19 protein-coding genes are annotated in these 22,729 nt (G+C 52.7%); 1 reads left to right on the top strand and 18 read right to left on the bottom strand.

The features are described from left to right. Positions 1-18: 18 nt before the first annotated feature. From KQI75_RS10400 to KQI75_RS10385, 4 genes are all read right to left on the bottom strand, one after another. Positions 19-636 (bottom strand): GTP pyrophosphokinase, encoded by a 618-nt coding sequence (locus KQI75_RS10400; protein WP_216470731.1) that lies wholly within the window; start codon positions 634-636, stop codon positions 19-21. Positions 637-741: 105 nt separating this feature from the next. Continuing rightward, positions 742-1,449, bottom strand: coding sequence for a hypothetical protein (locus KQI75_RS10395; RefSeq protein ID WP_216470730.1), 708 nt, complete (start codon positions 1,447-1,449; stop codon positions 742-744). 8 nt (positions 1,450-1,457) lie between these two features. Continuing rightward, on the bottom strand, positions 1,458-5,831 hold the full coding sequence (locus KQI75_RS10390; RefSeq protein WP_246566586.1) for an acyl-CoA dehydratase activase: 4,374 nt from the start codon (positions 5,829-5,831) through the stop codon (positions 1,458-1,460). 221 nt (positions 5,832-6,052) lie between these two features. Then, positions 6,053-6,808, bottom strand: a complete 756-nt coding sequence (locus KQI75_RS10385) for an exodeoxyribonuclease III (RefSeq protein WP_216470729.1) — start codon at positions 6,806-6,808, stop codon at positions 6,053-6,055. 180 nt (positions 6,809-6,988) lie between these two features. On the opposite strand from KQI75_RS10385, the gene KQI75_RS10380 reads away from it, so the two are divergent. Then, entirely contained in the window at positions 6,989-7,210 is a 222-nt protein-coding gene (locus tag KQI75_RS10380) for a helix-turn-helix domain-containing protein (protein ID WP_216470728.1), read from the top strand. 39 nt (positions 7,211-7,249) lie between these two features. On the opposite strand, the gene hisI is transcribed toward KQI75_RS10380, so the two are convergent. The 14 genes from hisI to frr all read right to left on the bottom strand — a co-directional run bounded on the left by hisI (position 7,250) and on the right by frr (position 22,724). Next, positions 7,250-7,582 (bottom strand): phosphoribosyl-AMP cyclohydrolase, encoded by a 333-nt coding sequence (hisI, locus tag KQI75_RS10375; protein ID WP_216470727.1) that lies wholly within the window; start codon positions 7,580-7,582, stop codon positions 7,250-7,252. Between the two features lie 9 nt (positions 7,583-7,591). Next, positions 7,592-8,365, bottom strand: coding sequence for an imidazole glycerol phosphate synthase subunit HisF (gene hisF, locus KQI75_RS10370; protein WP_216470726.1), 774 nt, complete (start codon positions 8,363-8,365; stop codon positions 7,592-7,594). Positions 8,366-8,367: 2 nt separating this feature from the next. Further along, positions 8,368-9,090: a 1-(5-phosphoribosyl)-5-[(5-phosphoribosylamino)methylideneamino]imidazole-4-carboxamide isomerase gene (gene hisA / locus KQI75_RS10365; protein ID WP_216470725.1), complete on the bottom strand. Its 723-nt coding sequence runs from the start codon at positions 9,088-9,090 to the stop codon at positions 8,368-8,370. Continuing rightward, on the bottom strand, positions 9,087-9,704 hold the full coding sequence (gene hisH, locus KQI75_RS10360) for an imidazole glycerol phosphate synthase subunit HisH (RefSeq protein WP_216470724.1): 618 nt from the start codon (positions 9,702-9,704) through the stop codon (positions 9,087-9,089). Before hisH ends, hisA begins: the two co-directional genes overlap by 4 nt. A 13-nt stretch (positions 9,705-9,717) precedes the next feature. Next, a complete protein-coding gene (locus KQI75_RS10355; protein ID WP_216470723.1) occupies positions 9,718-10,785 on the bottom strand; it encodes a pyridoxal phosphate-dependent aminotransferase in 1,068 nt (355 codons plus the stop codon). A gap of 19 nt (positions 10,786-10,804) precedes the next feature. After that, on the bottom strand, positions 10,805-11,497 hold the full coding sequence (hisG, locus tag KQI75_RS10350; protein WP_216470722.1) for an ATP phosphoribosyltransferase: 693 nt from the start codon (positions 11,495-11,497) through the stop codon (positions 10,805-10,807). After that, positions 11,494-12,678 carry an ATP phosphoribosyltransferase regulatory subunit gene (hisZ, locus tag KQI75_RS10345; RefSeq protein WP_216470721.1) on the bottom strand — a complete coding sequence of 395 codons (1,185 nt, stop codon included), beginning with the start codon at positions 12,676-12,678 and terminating at the stop codon, positions 11,494-11,496. The genes hisG and hisZ overlap by 4 nt, the downstream gene beginning before the upstream one ends. Positions 12,679-12,830: 152 nt before the next feature. Further along, entirely contained in the window at positions 12,831-17,180 is a 4,350-nt protein-coding gene (locus KQI75_RS10340; RefSeq protein WP_216470720.1) for a PolC-type DNA polymerase III, read from the bottom strand. A 3-nt stretch (positions 17,181-17,183) separates the two neighbouring features. After that, positions 17,184-18,239: a flavodoxin-dependent (E)-4-hydroxy-3-methylbut-2-enyl-diphosphate synthase gene (gene ispG, locus KQI75_RS10335; RefSeq protein ID WP_216470719.1), complete on the bottom strand. Its 1,056-nt coding sequence runs from the start codon at positions 18,237-18,239 to the stop codon at positions 17,184-17,186. Positions 18,240-18,256: 17 nt separating this feature from the next. Then, entirely contained in the window at positions 18,257-19,285 is a 1,029-nt protein-coding gene (rseP, locus tag KQI75_RS10330) for an RIP metalloprotease RseP (RefSeq protein WP_216470718.1), read from the bottom strand. Between the two features lie 24 nt (positions 19,286-19,309). After that, positions 19,310-20,455, bottom strand: a complete 1,146-nt coding sequence (gene dxr / locus KQI75_RS10325; protein ID WP_216470717.1) for a 1-deoxy-D-xylulose-5-phosphate reductoisomerase — start codon at positions 20,453-20,455, stop codon at positions 19,310-19,312. A gap of 3 nt (positions 20,456-20,458) precedes the next feature. Beyond that, positions 20,459-21,280, bottom strand: a complete 822-nt coding sequence (locus KQI75_RS10320; protein ID WP_216470716.1) for a phosphatidate cytidylyltransferase — start codon at positions 21,278-21,280, stop codon at positions 20,459-20,461. Positions 21,281-21,283: 3 nt separating this feature from the next. Further along, the gene (locus tag KQI75_RS10315; RefSeq protein ID WP_407927190.1) at positions 21,284-22,036 is read right to left on the bottom strand and encodes an isoprenyl transferase; all 753 of its coding nucleotides are present in this window, start codon (positions 22,034-22,036) and stop codon (positions 21,284-21,286) included. Positions 22,037-22,169: 133 nt separating this feature from the next. After that, positions 22,170-22,724, bottom strand: a complete 555-nt coding sequence (gene frr, locus KQI75_RS10310) for a ribosome recycling factor (protein ID WP_216470715.1) — start codon at positions 22,722-22,724, stop codon at positions 22,170-22,172. Between the last annotated feature and the right edge of the window lie 5 nt (positions 22,725-22,729).

The raw sequence follows: 22,729 nt of genomic DNA, 5'->3' as shown, positions 1-22,729 counted from the left end.
TTGTGCTCTGCAGCAGTTTTATTCTGTGTTCTCTCGATGCTGTTTATCCAGCAGGCGCCGCATGTTCTGCATGCGCTCGTCCATTCGGCGCATATCGCTCGCACACGCGAGCAGTTCTTTGTGCAAAGACCGCCCGATTTTGCTTTTCTTTTTATACTGTAATTCGTGCTCCATCACCGACCAGTAATCCATGCCCATCGTGCGGATTTGGATTTCCACCTTGCGCATATTGGGAAACTGTACCTGCATGTGCAAACTCTGATACCCGCTGTTCTTTGGCTTTTTGATAAAGTCTTTGATCTTCAAAACACGGATGCCCGGCAGCTTTTCCAAAAAAGCGCGCACGCGATCCACATCATCCAGATACAAGCACACCACGCGGATGCCTGCCAGATCATTGATATACCGATAGATGTTGTCGTTGGTTTTCTCACGCTTTTTGCGCCGGAGCTTTGCCAAAATACTCTGCTCGCTTTTGAGCCGCCATGCAATCTGCGAGACAAGCTCCCGATGCAGCTCCGCTTGCTGTTGTTCGGCAAACTGCCGCAATTTTTCGACCAATACCATGATGCAATCCTGATATTCCTGCTGCACCTCCGGATGCAAAAAATCCATATCCCATGTCTGTTGCTCCATACCACATCGCTCTCCCCTGCAACGCTGTCTCTATCTATTCTATTGTAGACCGTTGCCAGCTATGCTTCAATGCGTTCCGTGTAAAATTTGGAGCAAATTTGTAAATTACAGCGAAAACATCGGAAAAATATCTTCTGTCTCCTCCGGTGTGCCATTGTATATCGCAATGCCATGGCTGTCTGCATACTGCTTTGCCGTCTCAAATGCAGCGCGCATTTTTTCTTCCTTCGGCTGACAGCAGCCGCAGCCGACCAGCACCAGCTCGGTAAAGCCAAGATATACCGCAATCTGCATCAAAGAGTACACGGTATCATATCCGTCATACACAACCTCTAGGGCGTTATCACTGAATTTCACGCGATGCGTGTCATATGTATTGCAATAGTATTTGTACACGCCAAGATACGGATAGGCAATCCAGTTTTTCGGTGCCGGAGACGGCACCGGCAAATTATCTCCTGCCAAAATGCCCTGTTCCGGAATGTTGGTGATATAGTCTCTCATCTGCTCAAGCAGCGCCGGACTTTGTATGCCGAGATATGTCGGCTGCCATCCGGTCTTTCTGAGATTCGTCCAGCCCGCCGCGCTGCACAAGGTGACCTCATGGTTGAGGCGATCCAGCATAGATGGCTGAGCATCTGCTCCCAGAATCACGCAGTGGCCGCGCTGGCTGCCCCGCAGAGCCTGCAATGGCTGAAACAGCGGTTCCACGTGTCCATGTTTGCGCGCTTCCGCTTTTTTCAGTTCTTCTTCATAGTGTGCGCGCTGTTTGACCTTCTGCTTTTCCCAGCGCAGTTTTCCCAAAAATCCCATGGTTCACCTCATACATCTCTGCTTTTTTCGTTCATAATGAGCATTTGCAGCCGATTCTCTATATTTGCAAAGCTGACGTCCGGATCATAGTCCAGCGGCAAAATCTGCGCATCCGGATACAGCTCTTTGATTCTTTTCGCGATGCCGCGGCCAACGACATGATTCGGCAGACAGCCAAACGGTTGCAAAATAATAAAGTTCCTGCATCCATTCTTGGCATTGTGCAGAATTTCTCCCGGAATCAGCACACCTTCTCCCGCATCAAAGGTATGATGAATGATCGGATCGCTGTCCTTGGTAATCTCCTGCATCCGCGCCGCCCGATGGTACAGCGGATGTTTTTGGGCAATCGCGTCCGTCATGGCATGCGCCGCATTGAAAATCTCATCCGCAGTGAAGTACCAAATCTTTTCACCCAGCGGCTTTTTGAGCTTATATTCTCGAATCTGTGCATCAATGTAAAAATATGACTTGCGAATAACATCGGTCATGCGCGCTTCTATAATTTCAAAGCCGTTTTCTTCGAGATATTTTTCAATGTCATGATTGGCACCCGGATGAAAATTGAGCAAATACTCGCCGACGATGAGAACCGTCGGTCTGCGTCTACTGCGATCATACGCCACTTTGTCCATGATGTCAATTGCCTGTTTGAAGCCGCCGCGCATACCGAGAATGCCGCCGTGATCCATGCCGTCAATCACGGCATCCATGGCTTGTTCAAATGCAGCATCTGCACTGCCGGAAATGCATTCGTACGGGCGCATTTTGCGCAGTAATTCCTCCAAAACATCAATCATCGGCAGCGCAAACGCAATATTGAGCGCAGACATCAGATTCATGCGAAATCCCGGATGCATATCATGGCTGTCCTTGTCATCGTTGGTCAGAATCGGAACATCCGCAAATCCGGCATCATCCAACGCCTTGCGCAGCAGGGCACTATAATGCGTCAATCGGCAGTCACCGATATATTTTCCCATGCCGATGGCAACCTGTTTGTCCTTATATTTTCCGCTCATCAGCGCTTCCAGCGCTTCGCCAATGACAATCTGCGCCGGAAAGCAAATATCATTGTGCACATACTGCTTGCCGAGCTGGATGGCTCGTTCTCTGCCGATCGGCAGCGGTTCCGCCTTGATGTGCTGCGCACTGAACGCCGCCGACATCACGCGGCTGAATGCGTGTGAGGTGTTCGGCACGAGCACAACGCGCTCTTTGGCATCCTGTTTGGTGAATTTTGTCGGATATGGATCCGACAATTGCTGTACGTGCAGCGTCCTGCGCTTTCTGCGCTGTGCCGCTGTCTCCAAAAAGCTGCGCACACGAATGCGCAGCGGACCGGTGGCATCGCTTTCGTCCAGTTTCAGCACCAACGGATGTTTGCCGCTGATTTCATTCATCATGCGGATGATTTCATCCGACAAATATGCATCATGCCCACATCCGAAGCTGACGACCTGTGCGTACTCCAGATAATCACAGCCCGCCGCAAGCACAGCGCCGGACAGCATGCGCGCATGATAGTTGTTGACGATGTCCAATCGGCTGTTGCGCAGATCAACGCGATTGATGTCCGGCAGACTGTCTATGGTCAGCACCGGAATATGATGCTCGGTAAACAGCTCCGGCAAATCATGATTGACTAACGTATCATTTTGATACGGTCTGGACGCCAATACAACCGCATAGGTGCCTCTTTTTTGTACGTCATCTATAATTTTCTGCCCTTCGGCTTTGAGACGATCAGAAAATTCCCGCTGCGCCGCATCGCCCGCCGCAATCGCTTTGCGCGTCAGCTGCGGTGAAATGCCGAACGTCTCCTGCATGTACTGTGTGAGCTGGCGGTCTCTGTCCTCCGGCAAATGCCAATGAAACAGCGGCGCATCAAACGGAATGCCCCACCGGCGCTCCGGATTATCGGAATTGCGAATGACAAGCGGATAGCCTTTGACAACGGCACACATGGATTCACTGGTTTCCGCCAGATTTTCACTTTTTACCGTTGTGATAGACGGCATGAAAATTCGGTCTACGCCTTTTTCTTTCAAATTGCGCAGATGTCCGTGCACAAGCTTCGCGGGGAAACATACCGTGTCTGAGGTGACAGCAGACAGGCCGTTTTCATACATCGCGCGGGTGCTGCTGTCGGACACCTGCACATGATATCCCAAGCTGCGCCAGAACACCTTCCAAAACGGCATGGTCTCCCAAAACGACAGCACACGCGGGATACCAATGGTCAGCTGCTTGTCATCGTCCAGTTTTGGATAGTCATAATCCTGAAACAGCAGTTGTTCTCTTGTGCGAAACAAATTTGGTACTTCGTCTTTGCTTCGGTGTGTATGCTTGACCTGCTCGCGCACGGCCGCATCCTTCGGATTGCCTAAAATCTCACCGCGCTCACAGCGATTGCCCGTGATAAACGAACTGCCGTTTGAAAACCGGAGAATGGTTCTGCTGCAATGGTTGCCGCAAAACGGGCACGGCACACCGTCCTGTTTGCTGTACTGAAAGTCCGGCAGTGCTGCAAATCCAATAAAATTGCTGACCGCGTGGTTTCTCGCCTGCCGTTTGGTGAGCAGTGCCGCACCAATGGCACCCATTTCGCCCGGATACGGCGCACGGGTCACCGGTTGTCCCAAATACTGTTCCAGTGCACACAGCACCGCATCATTTTTGAAGGTGCCGCCCTGCACGACAACCTGTTTGCCGAGCATAGCCGAATTGGATATGCGCACAACTTTTGTGAACACATTGCGGATAATCGAACGGCACAGTCCTGCCATAATATCCTCCGGTGTGCGTCCGTTTTTCTGTTCTGTGATAATCGTGCTGTTCATAAACACGGTGCAGCGGCTACCCAAATCAGCGGGCTGCCGCGAACGAAACGCCGCATCGGCAATGCGATCGACCGGAATGCCTAATGCCGCTGCAAATCCCTCCAAGAACGAACCGCAGCCGGACGAGCAGGCTTCATTCAGCGTGATATTGGTCACAACACCGCCGTCAATCCACATAGCTTTCATGTCCTGTCCGCCGATATCCAGCACAAAGCTGACATCCGGCACATACGTCTGCGCCGCAGCGGCATGGGCAACCGTCTCTACCGTGTGATAATCTGCGCCAAATGCCTTGGCAAGCATGTGTTCGCCATAACCGGTTGTTCCCAAGCCGAGCACCTCTAAGCGAATGCCACGCTGGGCATAGCGCTCATACAGCTCCATCAGACCTTGCCGAACAACTTGAATTGGATCGCCGCGATTGTTGGCATAAAACTTGTCAATCACCGTCTCCTGTTCGTCTATCAGCACCAGTTTGCTCGTTGTACTGCCCGCATCGACACCGATATATACGCGCAGCGTGTCTCCCGCCTGTGCCGTGATGGGCGGTATTTGAGGACTTTCGTGCAGTTTCCGCCATGCGCGGCACGCCTGCTCCGTGGAAAAATACGGTTCTGCGTGTTTGCTGACCACATGCTTGCGTTGGGTTTCTGCCTGCCGGAGCTGTGCAATCACATGATCCAGCACATGAACATCCGTTGCATCTTGCCCGAACAGCTCCGGAATGCTCAGCGCAGCACCAAGTGCCACGATGGTATCCGGATGCGCCGGACGAATGATTTCATCTTCCGACAGCTGCAGGCGCTCACAAAATACACGCACCAGCGTCGGATTGAAGGTCAGCGGGCCTCCTTCAAAAATTACCGGCGGCGTGATGTCCAGACCCTGCGACAAACCGCCGATGGTCTGCTTGGCAATCGCATGAAACGCAGACAGCGCAATATCTTCCCGCGCACCGCCCGCATTGAGCACCGACTGAATATCTGTTTTGGCGAACACGCCGCATCGTCCGCTGATGCTGTGCACGGTTTCTCCCTGACTGGCAAGCGCCTCAAAGCCCTCTGTCGGTGTCTTGAGCAGCGCTGCAATCTCATCAATAAATGCGCCTGTGCCGCCCGCACAGCTGCCGTTCATGCGCATATCGCGCGCGACGAGCTGTCCTGCGTTTTCATCGTACTGGAAAAAGATAATCTTTGCGTCCTGTCCGCCCAATTCAATCGCCGTGCGCGTCTGCGGATACAAATGCCGCACCGCAGATGCATTGGCAACAACTTCCTGTACAAAATGGATACCCGTACAGTCGGCAATCGGCTTGCCGCCGCTGCCGCAAACTGCGATGCGGAATGCTGCCTGTGGGAATGCCTCGCGTACTTCTTCCAGCAGCAGGCGCATCGCGTGCATCTGCTCTGCATGGTGTCTGCGGTACCGCACAAACAGCGGTTTTTGTTCGTCCGGTTTTACAACTGCCGCTTTTACCGTTGTAGAACCGACATCCAGTCCCAGCAAAAGATATTCCTGTTGTCTGCTTAAATCGTTCATATCGTCCTTACTCTCACTTCTAAAAAACTGCTGTACTGTATGCACAGCCAGCAGAAATTTCTAAAAAATCTTGTCTCATTTTGTCCGAAGCTATTATACATCAATTTTGTTTCAAAAAAACAACGGAAGTGCAGATATTAACAATTTTATAACCCTTTGGAACGTAAAAAAATCAGTTGTCAAAATCATTGACAACTGATTCTCATGCTTCACGTGCTGTATTACAAATCAATTTCCAGCAGCACCGGACAATGGTCGCTGCCCATAATATCGGTCAAGATTTCCGCTTTCCGAATGGAATCCTTGATGCGGTCAGAGACCAAGAAATAGTCAATGCGCCAGCCCGCATTCTTTTCCCGTGCATGGAAGCGATACGACCACCAGCTATACGCGCCTTCCTGCTCCGGATACAGATACCGAAAGCTGTCCGTAAATCCGGACTCCAGCAATTCAGTCATCTTTGCACGTTCTTCATCCGAGAAACCTGCGTTTTTCCGATTGGTTTTCGGATTTTTCAGGTCAATTTCTTCGTGTGCCACGTTCAAATCGCCGCAAATAATCACCGGCTTGAGCGCGTCCAGCTCTTTTACATAGTCGCGGAAGTCATCTTCCCACTGCATGCGATAATCCAATCGTTTCAGCTCGCTCTGTGCATTGGGCGTGTAGCAGGTCACAAGATAAAAGTTCTCATACTCTGCCGTGATAATGCGCCCCTCGTGGTCATGTGCGTCCATACCCATGCCACACACCACTTCGATTGGCTTTTGCCGCGTAAACAGCGCCGTGCCGCTGTATCCCTTTTTCTCTGCACTGTACCAGTATTCGTTATAGCCCTCACAAGCCACTTGTGCCTGTCCCGGCTGCATTTTGGTCTCCTGCAGGCAGAATACGTCGGCGTCCAATGTATCAAAAACGTTCTGAAAGCCCTTGCCCAAGCAGGCCCGCAGACCATTGACATTCCATGAAACCAGCTTCATCGTTGGATTCCTCCTCATCGTGTACTCCTGCCATTGTAGCATAGAAGAAGGCAAATCTCAATTATTTTCAATAGTTTCATTTCGCACCTTATAGTACTTTTAAGTTCTATATACAGCATTGTAATGAAAATTTACTGTACTGTCAATAGTATCAATATGTACTATAGCAGAGGTGACTCCATGTATTTTCAGCGTTTGCGCGATTTGCGCGAAGATCGCGATCTCCGGCAGCAAGACATTGCCGAATTGCTGCACACCAGCCAAACAGTATATTCTCGCTACGAGCGCGGATTTCAAACCATTCCGGTTTCACATTTATTGACGCTCGCTGACTTTTACCAAACATCTACGGATTACTTACTCGGACGCACCAACATTCGAACACCTTACCCGAAAAAGTAAAGGCACAAAACCGCAATGCGCGGTCTCGTGCCTTTTTTCTTATTCCTCCGGCTTTTTCCAGATTGGCTCCTGATAGAAGCAGGTGCGATTGCCGGTGTGGCAGGTCGGTCCCTTCGGGATGCCGCGATAGATGAGCGTATCATCATCACAGTCGGTCAAAATCTCACTGACAAAAATGAAATTGCCGGAGGTCTCGCCCTTGTTCCACAGCTTCTGACGGCTGCGGGAGAAAAACCAAGCGGTTCCTGTTTCCATCGTGTTTGCCAATGCCTGCTTGTTTGCATAGCCCAGCATGAGAACTTCATTGTTCCGCTCATCCTGACAGATGACCGGAATCAGCTCTCCTTTTTTGAAAAATTTATCTAAATTCATAGAATTTCCTCACAGTCTAACCGGAATGTTCTTGCCATTCAGGTATTCCTTTACCTGCGGAACTGTCAGCTCGCCATAATGAAATAGCGATGCCGCCAGCGCGGCGTCCGCACCGGTCTTTTCAAATACTTCCGCAAAGTGCTCCAAGTTGCCGCAGCCACCCGATGCAATAACCGGAATGCCGACTGCCTGCGCAACCATATCCGTCAAATTCAGTTCAAAACCGGACTTGGTGCCGTCCTTATCCATCGAGGTCAGCAGAATTTCACCTGCACCCAGTTCATAAACTTCCTTTGCCCAAGCAACGGCGTCCAATCCTGTCGGCTTTCTGCCGCCTGCGACATAGACTTCGTAGCCGCTCGGGCACTGTTCCAAGTCCGTGCAGGCACGCGCGTCAATCGCAACAACGACGCATTGGCTGCCGAATTTCTGTGCAGCCTCTGCAATCAGCTGCTTGTTGGTAACAGCGGCGGAATTGACGGAAATCTTATCTGCGCCAGCGCGCAGCAGCTCTTTAAAATCGTCACTGGTGCGAATGCCGCCGCCGACAGTCAGTGGAACAAACACCTGCTGTGCCGTGCGGCGCACAACGTCCGCGATGGTCTGCCGGTTCTCATAGGTCGCTGTGATGTCCAAAAAAACAATCTCATCTGCACCCTGCTGCGAATAAAACGTTGCAAGCTCTACCGGATCACCGGCGTCGCGCAGGTTGACAAAATTGACACCCTTGACCACGCGGCCGTTATTGACATCGAGACACGGAATAATACGTTTTGCGAGCATTGTCACGCCTCCCCTGCTGCCACGGCAATCGCCTGCTTGACATCCAGCTGACCGGTGTACACCGCCTTGCCGGCAATGGCTTCTTCGATGCCCATGTCGCGCAGCTTGGCGATGTCCTCCAGCGTAGAAACGCCGCCGGATGCCACAATGCCGCAGGAAACTGCATCGCGCAGTGCTTGCAGCTGCTCAAAGTTCGGGCCGGACAGCATGCCGTCCTTGTCAATATCGGTAAAGATAATGGTCTTGACGCCGTACGATTCCATCAGCTTGGCAAAGGCAATGTAATCCGTGCCGCTGTCTTTAATCCAGCCTTCCGTGCGAACCGTACCGTGCAGGGCATCAATGCCAACAGCAATTTTATCGCCATATTTTTCGCAGGCTTCCTTGACAAACTGCGGATTTTTCACCGCCGCAGAGCCGATAATCACACGCTTTACGCCCAGCTCCAATACGCGCTCGACATCCTCCATCGTGCGGATGCCGCCGCCCAGCTCAACCGCTGCGCCGGTCTGCTCAATGACGCGGCGAACCACCGGATAATTCGGATGGGTGCCGTCTTTTGCGCCGTCCAAATCCACCATATGAATCTGCTCCGCGCCGGCGTCCAAAAATGCCTTTGCGGTATCTACTGCGTCCTCCGCAACCTTATGTGCCGTTGCGTAATCGCCCTTTACCAAGCGCACGCACATCTGATCGTGCAGGTCAATTGCAGGTAAAATTCTCATTCTGCCCCTCCTACCATGTTTCCGAAGTTGCGCAGGATGGTCATGCCGACCTCTCCGCTCTTTTCTGGATGGAACTGGCTGCCGTACATCTGTCCGCGTCCAACCAGTGCCGTCACCTGATCGTTGTAATCGCAGGCTGCAATCAAGTCGTTGCTGTCAGACGGGCACATCTTAAACGTATGTACAAAGTACACGTAAGCGCCTTCCGGCACGCCCACCAGCAGCGGATCCTGCTTGTGATACTGCAGGCTGTTCCAGCCAATCTGCGGCAGCTTAAGATCCGTCTCAATTTTCTGCACGCGGCCCGGCAGCAAGCCCAGCCCCTTTGTCGGACGAATTTCATCGCTTTCTTCAAACAGCATCTGCGCGCCAAGGCAAATACCCAAAAACGGCTTGGTCTTTGCCGCTTGAATCAGCGACGCGGTCAGACCGGATTCTTCCAGTGCCTGCATCGCATCCGGAAATGCGCCAACACCCGGCAGGATAATGCCGGAAGCGCCTTCCATCAGCTCCGGTGTGGTGACAATTTTATTTTCCAGCCCAAGAAAATTGAGTGAGTTGGATACACTCATGAGATTTCCTGCGCCATAGTCAACAATTCCAATGTATCCCATCACGTTTCTCCTTTTATGCCTGCATATCTGCGCAAATATCTTCCAGCTCGGTCAGCAGGATTGCATTTTCCTGCTCGCTGCCGGTGGTGATGCGAAGCATCTGGAATTTCGGGAAGCAGCGCACGCAAATGCTGCGTTTTTTCAGTTCTTCAAAGATTTCCGTGCACTTTTCTGTGCGCAAAACAGCAAAATTGGTATGTGTCGGCAAAACGGTAAACACGCCGTATTTTTCCGCCAACTTTTGGCAGGCGGCTTCCAGTTCTTCCTTGCGGGCAATGAGCTGTTTGCACTGCTCCTTCTGCCAGCTCGTATCTTCCAGCACGATGCAGGCAGCGAGCTGCGTCATCGTGTTGATGTTATACGGCGAACGGGTCTTGTTGAGCTGGTCAATCAAATCTTTGTAGCCGATGATAAAGCCGCAGCGCATCGCTGCGCAGCCAAATGCCTTGGACAGCGTTTTCATCACCAGCACATTTTCCAGCGCGGTCGAGCAATCGAGAATGCTCTGATCCCAGAAGTCCATATATGCCTCGTCCACGACAACAAGCGTATCTTCCAGTGCCATGCAAATGCGCACTGCTTCGCCGTGGTCAAAGCCCTGACCGCCCGGATTGCACGGATTGGAGAAAATCAAAATATCCGGCTTTTCCGCCTTTGCGCGGTCAATCACTTGCTGCTCGGTCAGCATAAATTCGCCGTCCTTGAGCATATTGACGACTTCCAGCTCTGCAACCTCTGCATAGAACTGATACATGGAAAAATCCGGAGACAGCACCATGACCTTGCCGCCGCGCGGCGCAAAGGTATTCATAATCAGAGAAATCAGCTCGTCTGAACCGTTTCCGACGACAATATTGCCCGGCGCAATGCGGAATTCGCGTCCTGCCAGACGGCGGACATCCGCCACGGTCGGGTCAGGATAGCGATTGAAATCAATCGTGTCAATGCTCGCCGCAATGGCATCGCGCAGTTCCTCCGGCAGAGAGAAATAGCTCTCGTTGGCATCCAGCTTAATCTGATAGACATCCTCGCACGGATCATACGGGGTCATGCTTGCCAGCTTTTCTGGTAATGTAATCATGTTGTAGTTCCTCCCGTGCTCACTTGTCCTGCTTCGGTTCTGCCTTTTTGGCTTCTTTCTTGGTCTCGTCCTTTGCCCGCAGGCCTTCCTGCAGCTGCTCAGTCAGCGCCTGAATCTGCTGCTTTTTCATCTTCATGCTCGCCAGATTGACAATGACACGGGCGCTAATCGGCGCTACCGTCTCATACGGCTCCAGACCATTTTCCTTCAGAGTCGTGCCGGTCTCGACAATATCGACAATGGCATCGGCAAGACCGAGCAGCGGAGCCAGCTCGACGCTGCCTTCAATCTTGATGATATTGACGTCCATGTTCTTGCGGGAGAAGAAATCACGCGTTACCTTCGGATACTTGGACGCGATGGTTCTAGTATGATAACCGGCGTAAAAATCCTCGCCCTTCTTTCCGCACAGGCAGAAGCGGCACTTGCCAAAGCCCAAATCCAACGTCTCATAGAACGAGCCGCCCTTTTCCATAATGGTATCCTTGCCGACAACGCCCATATCACACACGCCGTGCTCGACATAGGTGATAACGTCAGCCGCCTTGGACAGCACGAGTTCAATATTGGAATTCGGCAAACGGAAGATGAGCTTACGGGAGCCGGAACGCAGTTCGCTGACATCATAGCCGGAATGCTCCAGCAACTCCAGGGTCTTTTTTTCCAATCTGCCCTTGGTCAGAGCGATACGAATAATGTTTTCTGGAGTCATGCCTGTACCTCTACTTCCTTCACGGCGCCATCGCGGAAGATTACCAGCGTGCGATAGCCCTTCTTCTTTGCCAGCTCCATCGCTTCCTTCTCGGTGTCGCACGGTGCCAGCTCTGCCAGTTCACTGTTTGTATTGATGTAATTGAGCGCGCCCTTGAGGTCGCTTCTCTCGCAGAATACCAGCTCCTGCGGAATTACTTTTTTCTTGAGGTCTACGGACTCGGACAGTGCATCAATGTCAATGGCAAAGCCGGTAGCCGGAATATCTCTGCCGAACTTGGCACACAGATTGTCGTATCTGCCGCCCGCCAGAACCGGAGAACCTGCGCCGCCCATGTAGCCGCGGAACATCAGACCGGTATAATAGTCAATCTCCTGTACCAGACCGAGGTCAATCATGACATTTTCGCCATAGCCCGCGTTGGTGATTGCATCAATCAGATTTTTCAGATATGCCACTGCCTTGAGTACGCCCGGATTGTCGGTCAAACCTGCCAGCTCGTCGAGTACCTCGCTGCCGCCGAACAGATTCGGCATTGCCTTGAGGGCACGATATGCCTCTCGATCCTGATACGGCTCCAGCTCATCGCCCAGCGCTGCATAGGACTTGTTCTCGATATTGGAACGAATGCGCTCTGCAGTCTCTGCATCGACATTGAGAGACTGAATCAGTTCCTTATAAATCGCCGCATAGCTCAGCTCGATGCGGAAGGTCTCGCCGCGAACCGCTGCCAGTGCAGCAAACGCAGTGGTCAGAATATCAATATCCGCCATCATGCCGCGTGCGCCGAGCAGCTCGGCACCTGCCTGCATGACTTCCGTTGAATGTCCGCGGTGGAACGAGCTTGCGCGATGTACCTTCTGCATGTAGTACAGACGCAGCGGAAGCACATCGTCATTGAGCTTGGTCGTAACCACACGCGCAATCGGTGTGGTGTTGTCCGGACGCAGCACGAGCAGACGGCCGTTGCGGTCGGTCAGCTTGTACATCTTTTCCTGTCCGATGGACGAGCCTGCCTGCGTGAATACATCATAGTATTCCAGAGACGGCGTGATGATTTCATCATAGCCGCGTGCTTCAAACAGATCTCTGATTCTCTTCTCGTTCTGTCGGAACATGCGGGTCGCCGCGAACAAACGGTCGCGGGTGCCCTCCGGCGTGGAGATTGCATACTGATTCATACTTTATAACCCCTAAATATAATGTTCGTTGTTTTATCGCTTTAGCGTGTTAACATGATAACACGACCAGTTTGGTATGTCAAGCGTTCCGGAAAATGTTACGGAAAAGAAAGCAGCTTCTTACAATCATTTGACAATTCTCTCCGATTTGTTCAGAACAGCGATACCTGCGTACTGGTCGGCATCTCGGACAGGGCGCCGATGCTGGCGAGTGTCTCGACAACGCTCTTTGACACGCGGGAGCAGCGCACCACAATTTCCTCCTGCGACAGGAACGGGCCGTTTTTGCGTTCTTCGACAATCGCCTGTGCAGCCTGTTCACCGACGCCTGGCATGGACGAGAACGGCGGAATCAGACCCTTTTCCGTGATGACGAAATGCTTTGCCTCGGATTTATAAATATCCATCGGTTCAAATACAAATCCTCTGTGATAGAACTCATGGACAACTTCCAGTGTTGTCATCATATCTTTTTCAACAGCAGAAATCGTCTTGTCGCGTTCTTTTGCCTGCAATTCGTGGATTTTATCCAAGCACACGGTATCTCCCAGCACCATGCAGGAAGCATCAAACGCCTTCGCGCGAATGGAAAAATATGCAGAATAGAACGCCAGCGGCTTGTGCACCTTAAACCACGCAATACGATACGCCATGATAACGTAAGCAACCGCATGTGCCTTCGGGAACATATACTTGATTTTTTTGCACGAATCAATATACCAGTCCGGCACATCCTGCTTCTTCATCGCTTCTTCCATCTCCGGCTTCAATCCCTTGCCCTTACGCACGGATTCCATTGTCTGGAAGCTCAGCTTCGGGTCAACACCCTTGCCAATCAGATAGTTCATGATATCGTCTCGGCAGCAAATGCATTCTTTTAGCGGAATGCCGTCATGTACCAAATCCTGCGCATTGCCCAGCCATACATCCGTGCCGTGCGACAGACCGGAAATACAGAACAATTCGTCAAATGTCGTCGGCTTGGTCTCCTTTACCATGCCGCGCACGAACTTGGTGCCGAACTCCGGCACGGCAATACAGCCAATGTCGCCCAAAATCGGGTCCGGTTCGTCTGTGACATACTTGAGTGCTTTATTGGACGTAAACAGACTCATGGTCTCCGGATCGCCGAGCGGAATATTCTGCGCGACAACACCGGTCATGTTTTCCATGTGCTTGATAATTGTCGGGTCATCGTGTCCCAGTTCGTCCAGCTTGAGCAGATTTTCGTCAATGGAGTGATACTCGAAATGTGTCGTGATGATTTCAGAATTCGGATCGTCTGCCGGATGCTGTACCGGACAGAAGTCGTAAATATCGACTTCCTTCGGCACGACGACAATGCCGCCCGGATGCTGACCGGTGTTTCTGCGGATACCCGTGCAGCCCTTGACTAAGCGGTTTTCCTCCGCGCGTCCCACTTCCATGTCGCGCTCCGCCATGTATTTTTTGACATAGCCATATGCGGTTTTTTCCGCAACCGTACCAATCGTACCCGCGCGGAATACATGGTCATGCCCGAACAGCTCACCGGTGTACCAGTGAATGGTCGGCTGATATTCACCGGAAAAGTTCAGGTCAATATCCGGCACTTTATCGCCGTTGAAGCCCAAAAACGTCTCAAATGGAATGGAAAAACCCTCTTGATTAAGCGGTTCTCCGCACTTCGGGCAGGTCTTGTGCGGCATATCCGCGCCGCAGCCAAAGCCCTCATTTTCGTGCCATTCGATGTAATGGCATTTCGGGCACAGATAATGCGGCGCGAGAGAATTTACCTCGGTGATGTCCGACATAAACGCAACCAGCGACGAGCCGACAGAACCACGGGAGCCAACCAGATAGCCATCCTGCAGCGACTTCGCCACGAGCTTTTGCGCAATCATGTACATTACATCGTATCCATTTCCGATAATGGAACCCAATTCGCGTTCCAAACGCGCCTTGACCTTTTCCGGCAGCGGATCGCCGTACATGCGCTTGGCTTTTTCGTAGCACATGCGTTCTAAATCCTCCGCAGAATTGTCCATCTTCGGCGGATAGTTTTCGCGCGGTACCGGACGCAGCGTATCGCACCAGTCCGCAATCATGTTTGTGTTGGTGACAACGACTTCCATCGCGCGGTCTGCGCCCAAATACGAAAATTCCTCCAGCATTTCATCGGTGGTCTTGAGATACAGCGGCGCCTGATTGTCGGCGTCTTTAAAGCCCATGCCCGCCATCAGGATGCGGCGGAACGCCTCATCCTCCGGCTCCAAGAAATGCACGTCACCGGTTGCCACACACGGCTTGTCCAGCTCGTCCGCAATCGCCAAGATTTTGCGGTTGTAATCGCGCAGTTCTTCCTCGTCCTTTGCCGTGCCGTTAGCAATCATAAATTGGTTGTTGCCAATCGGCTGAATTTCCAGATAATCATAAAAATCCGCAATCTTGAGCAGTTCTTCGTGTGACGCGCCGTGCACCATTTCGGAAAACAGCTCGCCCGCCTCGCAGGCAGAGCCGAAAATCAAGCCCTCTCTGTGACGAATCAGCTCACTGCGCGGCATAATCGGCTTTTTATTGAAATATTTCAGGTTGGAATAGGAAATCAGCTTGTACAGATTTTTGAGTCCCACCTGATTTTTTGCCAAAATAATAAAGTGATACCGGCGCAGATTTTTCAGACTGCCGGTCTTGGCTTTGAGTCCCGCCAGCAGCGGGTTGATGTCGGAAATTTTGGTCGCGTGCAGTTCTTCCTGCATCTTTTCCAACAGCTTGATGTAAATTCTGCCCAGAACTGCCGCGTCCTCACTCGCTCTGTGATGGTCGAACGGGCCAACTTTGAGTTTTTTCGCCATGACATCCAGCTTATGCCGCTTCATGTCTGGGAACAGAATCTTACTCATTTCTACTGTATCAATGGAGGTAAATTCCCGCTCGATGCCCAGTCGCTCACAGGCGCGGTTGATAAACGCCATATCAAAGCCCGCATTGTGCGCGACAAGCGGCAAATCTCCCGCAAATTCCAAGAATTTCGGCAGTGCCTCGGAAAGCTCCGGCGCATCCTTGACGGTTTCATCCGAAATGCCCGTCAGCTCCGTGATATTCGCCGGAATCGGCTTGTGTGGATTGACATAGGTTTGAAACTCCTCCAGCACTTCGCCATTGCGCACTTTGACTGCCGCGATTTCGGTCATTTCTTCCTCTGCCGGCTTGAGACCTGTGGTCTCGGTGTCAAAGCAGACAAAGGTTTCGTTCAACGGCGCGTCATAGTTTCCCTTGACAACGGAAACGTTGCCGGAATCATTGACATAATACGCCTCAACGCCATACAAAATCTTCAAATCAATGCCGTTTCGCTCAATCGCATGCATGGCTTCCGGAAAGGCCTGTGCCACGCCGTGATCGGTGATTGCCATCGCCGTATGTCCCCACGTTTTTGCGCGCTGCATGAGGGATTTTGTCGTGGACATGCCGTCCATTGCGGACATATTGGTATGCAGATGCAGCTCGACACGCTTTTTCTCTGCCGTGTCCATACGCATCTTTTTCTTACTCAACACGATGCCTGTCGGCTCCATGATGGTTTCTTTTTCAAAGTTATCAAAGCTGACCTTGCCCTGTACGGTCAGGTACATGCCCTCGTGAATGAGATCCACATACTCATCGGCTTTTTCCTTCGCCAAAAACTTGCTGACGCGCATGGAGCCGTGCAAATCGGTAATGTCAAAGCCAATCTTGACCCATTCCTTGCCGGTATTTTTGCTTTTGATTTCGCGGGTTTCTACCAAAAATACCTCACCGCGAATGGTTGCGCTGTCTACTGCGTGCAGCGCATCCTGAATCGACACAACCGGCTGGTCATACAATCTGCCATACAGCAGATTTTCGTCCTTTTTGATGTGAAATGTTTTGCGATTGTACTGTACTTCGCCCTTGTCGGCACGCACCGGCTTTTTCTTGGGCTTTTCTTTCTTTTCCTGCACGGGCGGCGTGTGCATCATGCGCTTGAGCATTTGTTCTCTGCCCTGCTCCGTCTTCTGCGCCAAGCGCAGTTCGGTTTCTTCGTTGGAGGTCTCGGTATTGACCGCGCAAGTCAAGCCGGTTTCTGTGCGAATCATCTCCGGCAGCTGCCGCAGATCATGCGCCAGATACTCCATGCCGCTTCCCAGCATGGAAACCGTCAGGCCGTTCGCCGTCATGTCCCATTTGCTGTCGGTCAGATAACCCTGTGCAGACGGCTTGCGCAGGACAATATACTCTTTCAGGCTGTCGACATACGGCTGTGTCAGACCATTCAGCTGATAGCGCGGTGCAATGCGCACGCGCGACAAACCGTACATGGAACCGATGCCCTTTTCCATATCAAACAGCGCCTTTCGCGGTACAATGTCGTCAAACTGGACACGACACAGCACAGCACGCTTATCGTGGCTCACCACAACGGAGCATACCTCACCGTTTGTGAGGTATGCTCCGTGGTCTTTGCTTTCATATCGTTCAAACAGATCTCCCAGTGTGGTCAAATCTTATCCTTGCTCCTTTATGATCGCATGAATTTCTTTCATCAGTTCATCCACCAGCTGTTCCTGCGGCACTTTTCGCAGAATCTCGCCATGGCGAAAAATCATACCAACACCGTCACCGCCCGCAATGCCGATGTCCGCCTCGCGCGCTTCGCCGGGGCCATTGACAACGCAGCCCATCACGGCAACCTTCAGCTTGGCGTCCAATCCGGCAACGCGGCGTTCCACTTCATTGGCGATGCCAATCAAATCAATCTTGGTGCGGCCGCAGGTCGGGCACGATACAATGTTTACACCCGTGTCGTTGAGACCGACAGCTTTCAAAATCGCATATGCCGCCGTGATTTCGTGCACCGGATCTGCGGTCAGCGAGACGCGAATCGTGTCGCCGATGCCCAGCGCCAGCAGGCCGCCGATGCCCGCCGCAGACTTGATGGTTCCCATATACTCGGTTCCCGCCTCTGTGACACCCAGATGCAGCGGATAATTGGTCTTTTCGTGCATGAGCTGATACGCCCGCATGGTCGTCGGCACGCTGGACGATTTCAGCGAGATGCAAATATCGTCAAAATCGTATTTGTTGAGCAGCGACACATGATACAGCGCACTCTCCACCATAGCTTCCGGTGTCGGAGAGCCGTATTTTTCCAGAATGTGCTTTTCAATCGAACCAGAGTTGACGCCGATGCGAATCGGAATGTGCTTTGCCCTGCACGCCTCCGCAACCGCCTTGACGCGCTCTTCCGCGCCGATATTGCCCGGATTGATACGAATGGCGCTGACGCCCGCCTCGGCAGAGGCGAGTGCCAGCCGATAATCAAAATGAATATCCGCGACGACCGGAATCGGAGAATGCGCACAGATGGTCTTCATCGCCTCTGCGGCAGCCATATCCGGTACCGTACAGCGAACAATATGACAGCCTGCGGACGCCAACCGCTCAATCTGCGCCAGCGTTGCCTGTGCATCGCGCGTATCGGTATTGGTCATCGACTGCACGGCAATCGGTGCTCCGCCGCCGACCGGCACATTTCCGACAAAAATCTGTTTTGTTTTCATACTCCTCTTCCTTTCTCTCACGCCGCGCCGAGCAGACGCAGAATATCCTGCCAAGTCACATAGACCATGAGCAGCATCAGAATGGCGAATCCGCCGAAATGAATATAGCCTTCGTATTTTCGCGGAACCGGCCTGCGCGCAATCAGTTCAATGAGCACGAACAGCAGCCGTCCGCCGTCCAGTGCCGGAAGCGGCAGCAGATTCATCACGCCCAAGTTGATGGAAATGAACGCAATAAGCAGGAAAAAGCTGGTCATGCTGCTCTGTGCGGTCTGCACGAGCACATCGGTCACGCCGACCGGACCGGACATCTGGTCAATGCCTACCTGCCCGCTGACCAGCTGCTTCAGGCTAATCCACACGAGCCGCGCATAGTCATACGACCGGTACACGGCATTCTTCACTTTATCCACAACCGTCAGCTGTTTGACGGTGAAATCCACACCGTACCGCTGGACGCCATCGTATTCCGCCGGTTCCAGCTTGACATCGTGCAGCTCTTTCTTTTCGCCGTTGCGCTGCACGACGATATCATAGCTGGTATCCGTGCCGAGGCTCAGTCCCGTCGTCACATCCGACGTCAGCAGCACGCGATACCCGTCAATGCTGAGGATGCGGTCGCCCTTCATCAGCATGCTCTCGCCCTGCGACGGAAAGCCGTCCGCAAAGCCTTGAATCACCGGCTCGGTGCCCTCAGTCTGCGGCAGCACCAGAATGAGCACAATGAGAAATCCCAGCAGGAAATTCATCAGCGCACCGGCAGCAAGAATCAGCGCGCGCCAGCCAATCGGCGCACCCGCCAGTGTGCCCGGCTGATCCTGCTCGGTGTCCTCGCCTTCCATGACGCAGGCGCCGCCGAACGGCAAAATACACAGCTTGAAATCCGTCTCGCCGATTTTCTTGTGTGCGAAGGACGGACCCATGCCGACCCAAAATTCGAGCACATGCACACCGGCAGCCTTTGCCGCCATGAAGTGTCCGAACTCATGGACGATGACCAGACAGCCAAACGCCAAAATTGCTAAAATTACAGTTAAAATGGTCAAAGAAACACCTCTTACGAAGCAAATTTACGACAACAGCAGTCCCTTGACAATCTCACGGGCTGCGCGGTCGCTTGCCAGAACATCCTCAATCGTGATTTCCGGCAAATACTCGACGTTGTCCATCGCCGCCTGTACCAGCTCCGGAATGCGATAGAACGGAATTTTATCGTGCAGAAACAGCTCAACGGCTGCTTCGTTTGCGCCGTTCATAATTGCGCCGAGATTGCCGCGGGCGGCAGCCGCACGGCGTGCCAGTCCCAGTGTCGGGAACGCTTCTTCATCCGGTGCAAAGAATGTCAGATTGTGTCTGCGCGGCAGATCCAGTGGCGGCACCTTGCACGGCACACGCTCCGGATAGGTCAGCGCATACTGAATCGGCAGGCGCATATCCGGATTGCCCATCTGCGCAATCACGGAACCGTCCTCAAACTCCACAGCGGAATGCACGATGCTTTCCCGATGCACGACAATGTCAATGTCATCCGGCTCTACATCGTACAGCCACATCGCTTCAATCAGCTCCAAGCCCTTGTTCATCATGCTTGCGGAGTCGATGGTAATTTTGGCGCCCATGCTCCAGTTCGGATGATGCAGCGCCTGCTCCTTGGTGACGTGGCGCATCTGCTCGCGGCTCATGCCGAAGAACGGGCCGCCGGATGCTGTCAGCAGAATGCGGTTGATGCGGTTGCCCGCTGCGCCCTGCAAGCACTGGAAAATTGCCGAGTGCTCGGAATCCACCGGCAAAATCGGCACGCCCTTTTCACGCGCTGCCCGCATGACGATCTGTCCGGCGCACACCAGCGTTTCCTTATTGGCAAGCGCAATCGCCTTTCCCGCTTCAATGGCAGCCATTGTCGGCAGCAGTCCCACCATGCCGACAACCGCCGTCACAACAACATCGGCTTCCGGCAGAGTTGCGGCTTCAATCAGACCGTCCATGCCGGACACGACGCGAATATCGGTATCTGCGAGCTTGGTTTTCAGCTCTTTTGCTTTTTCTTCATTGTACACCGCAACCAAAGACGGATGCAAGGCACGCGCCTGTTGCTCTGCGCGCTGGATATTGGTATTGACCGAAATCGCGCACACCTGCGCCTCGATGGAATCGAGAACATCAATGGTCTGTGTGCCGATAGAGCCGGTCGAACCGAGAATAACAATATTTTTCATGTCTTATAACCCCAGATTAGAAAACAGATGCAGCAGCAGCTCAACCAGCGGTGCCACAAAAATCACACTGTCGAACCGATCGAGTACGCCGCCATGACCCGGAAAAATCTTGCCGTAATCTTTAATGCCGCTCTTTCTCTTGACGATGGAGAACGACAAATCACCGATTTGACCGAGCACAGCACCCAAAATACCGGCTGCCAGACACAGCGGTACAGACAGCGTCAGATTGGTAAACGCACTGACTGCAATGCCGTAAATCACAGTGAGGACAGCCGCGCCGACAACGCCGCCAATTGCGCCCTCAACCGTCTTTTTCGGAGAAATCACCGGTGCCAGCTTATGCTTGCCGAACGCCATGCCTGCAAACAGGGCGCAGGTATCCGAACCCCAAGCCGCCAGCAGCGGAATGACCAGATGAAACGCGCCGTTCTCCGACATCGTGAACATGCGAATCAGGCTCATGAGCAGATACGGAATGAGAATGCCGCCGAAATAGGCACCGGCAAGCTCCTGAAATCCAAACTTTGTGTGATGCCGCAGCAGCAGAACAAACAGAACCACGACACCGATATACAGCATCGCGCGCATCCAATACACCGGATAGCTGTCTCTCGCGCTGGCAAACGACATGCCCAAAGCGAGCAGCATCGCTGCAATTTGCAGCTCCTTGTTGTTTTTTCCTGCGGTCGCTGCGGTAAATTCCTGCGCCGCACAGACGGACAGTGCCATCATGAGCAGCTGCGCGACGATCGGCGGGAAGACGAACAGCGCAAGGATGACAACAACTGCACCGGTCACGCCAAATGCAACTCTTGTTTTCATGGTTTATACTCCTCCGAATCGTCTATTTCTTCTGTTAAATTCATCAATGGCGGCATCCATATCCGCCGGCTTGAAGTCCGGCCACAGGACATCCGTAAAATAGTATTCTGCATACGCGCTCTGCCACAGCAGGAAATTTGACGTGCGAATCTCTCCGCTCGGGCGGATAATAAAATCCGGATCCGGCATGTGCGCAGTGTACAGATGCTGAGAAATCGTGTCCTCAGTGATATCCTCCGGCTTCAGCTGTCCCGCCTGTACTTCCTGCGCGATGGCGCGCACGGCATTTTTTATCTCATCGCGTCCGCCGTAGTTGATGCACAGCGTAGCGACGGAAAATTCCGGCCGCTTTTGTGCCTCTGCGTTGCAGCGCGCGACAAGCTCCCGAATATCCGGTGCGAGCACGGACAAATCACCAATGACCTGCACGGCAATTTCATCCTTTGCCATCGTGTCAATGGCTTCCTTGAGATATCTGCGGAACAGGTTCATCAGCGTGCTGACTTCTTCCTCCGGACGCTTCCAGTTCTCCGTGGAAAATGCATACACGGTAAAATATTTGACGCCAATGTTTTTGCAGTATGTTGCGATGGTGCGGAACGTCTCTGCGCCGACCTTATGTCCGGCGGTACGCGGCAATCCGCGTTTTTTTGCCCAGCGTCCATTTCCGTCCATAATAACCGCAATATGCTGCGGCACTGGGCGGTCGGACGGCTGCGGCGGCGTGCTGTCCTCTTTTTTCAGTATATTGAACAACGCCACGGTACTATGCACCGACCTTTCTTTCTAAATCCGTGCGCCTTGCGTCTGTGCGCGAAAGCGCCGATATACGCGACATGGGCGACTGAAGATAGCCGCCCACATGTCTTGTACCCCGTTCTATTGTTGTTTAAACAGACTTCAGTTCTTCCGACTTTGCCGCAGTCGTCTTGTCGATCTCCTTGATATACTTGTCGGTCAGCTTCTGCATATCCTTTTCTGCATCTGCCAGCTCGTCCTCGGTGATCTCAGACTTCTTCTTTGCTGCCTTCCACTTATCAATGGCATCGCGGCGAATGTTGCGGATGGCAACCTTGGATGCTTCGCCTTCCTTGGATACCTGCTTGATGAGCTCCTTACGGCGCTCCTCGGTCAGCGGCGGGAAGCTCAGACGAATCAGCTTGCCATCGTTCTGCGGGTTGATGCCCAGCTCGGAAGTCTGGATTGCCTTGACAATCTCCTTGAGCAGAGATGCATCCCACGGCTGAATGGTCAGGGTGCGCGGGTCCGGAGAAGCCACAGCAGCTACCTGCTGAATCGGGCTTGCAGTTCCGTAGTAATCAACCGTGATCTTATTGAGCACGCTTGCATTTGCGCGGCCTGCGCGGATGCCTGCCAAATTTTCTGCCAGAACGTCCAGAGACTTCTGCATTTTTCCTTCATACGGTTTCAAATCGGGTTTCATAGGGT

Source organism: Butyricicoccus intestinisimiae (genome assembly GCF_018918345.1).
Classification (GTDB): domain Bacteria; phylum Bacillota; class Clostridia; order Oscillospirales; family Butyricicoccaceae; genus Butyricicoccus_A; species Butyricicoccus_A intestinisimiae.
This window is presented reverse-complemented; position numbering and strand designations above follow the sequence as displayed.

Bases quoted from the DNA above. Each gene is read 5' to 3' on its own strand.
- KQI75_RS10400 (WP_216470731.1), bottom strand. From the start codon at position 636: ATGGAGCAACAGACATGGGATATGGATTTTTTGCATCCGGAGGTGCAG.
- KQI75_RS10395 (WP_216470730.1), bottom strand. From the start codon at position 1,449: ATGGGATTTTTGGGAAAACTGCGCTGGGAAAAGCAGAAGGTCAAACAG.
- KQI75_RS10390 (WP_246566586.1), bottom strand. From the start codon at position 5,831: ATGAACGATTTAAGCAGACAACAGGAATATCTTTTGCTGGGACTGGAT.
- KQI75_RS10385 (WP_216470729.1), bottom strand. From the start codon at position 6,808: ATGAAGCTGGTTTCATGGAATGTCAATGGTCTGCGGGCCTGCTTGGGC.
- KQI75_RS10380 (WP_216470728.1), top strand. From the start codon at position 6,989: ATGTATTTTCAGCGTTTGCGCGATTTGCGCGAAGATCGCGATCTCCGG.
- hisI (WP_216470727.1), bottom strand. From the start codon at position 7,582: ATGAATTTAGATAAATTTTTCAAAAAAGGAGAGCTGATTCCGGTCATC.
- hisF (WP_216470726.1), bottom strand. From the start codon at position 8,365: ATGCTCGCAAAACGTATTATTCCGTGTCTCGATGTCAATAACGGCCGC.
- hisA (WP_216470725.1), bottom strand. From the start codon at position 9,090: ATGAGAATTTTACCTGCAATTGACCTGCACGATCAGATGTGCGTGCGC.
- hisH (WP_216470724.1), bottom strand. From the start codon at position 9,704: ATGGGATACATTGGAATTGTTGACTATGGCGCAGGAAATCTCATGAGT.
- KQI75_RS10355 (WP_216470723.1), bottom strand. From the start codon at position 10,785: ATGATTACATTACCAGAAAAGCTGGCAAGCATGACCCCGTATGATCCG.
- hisG (WP_216470722.1), bottom strand. From the start codon at position 11,497: ATGACTCCAGAAAACATTATTCGTATCGCTCTGACCAAGGGCAGATTG.
- hisZ (WP_216470721.1), bottom strand. From the start codon at position 12,678: ATGAATCAGTATGCAATCTCCACGCCGGAGGGCACCCGCGACCGTTTG.
- ispG (WP_216470719.1), bottom strand. From the start codon at position 18,239: ATGAAAACAAAACAGATTTTTGTCGGAAATGTGCCGGTCGGCGGCGGA.
- dxr (WP_216470717.1), bottom strand. From the start codon at position 20,455: ATGAAAAATATTGTTATTCTCGGTTCGACCGGCTCTATCGGCACACAG.
- KQI75_RS10320 (WP_216470716.1), bottom strand. From the start codon at position 21,280: ATGAAAACAAGAGTTGCATTTGGCGTGACCGGTGCAGTTGTTGTCATC.
- frr (WP_216470715.1), bottom strand. From the start codon at position 22,724: ATGAAACCCGATTTGAAACCGTATGAAGGAAAAATGCAGAAGTCTCTG.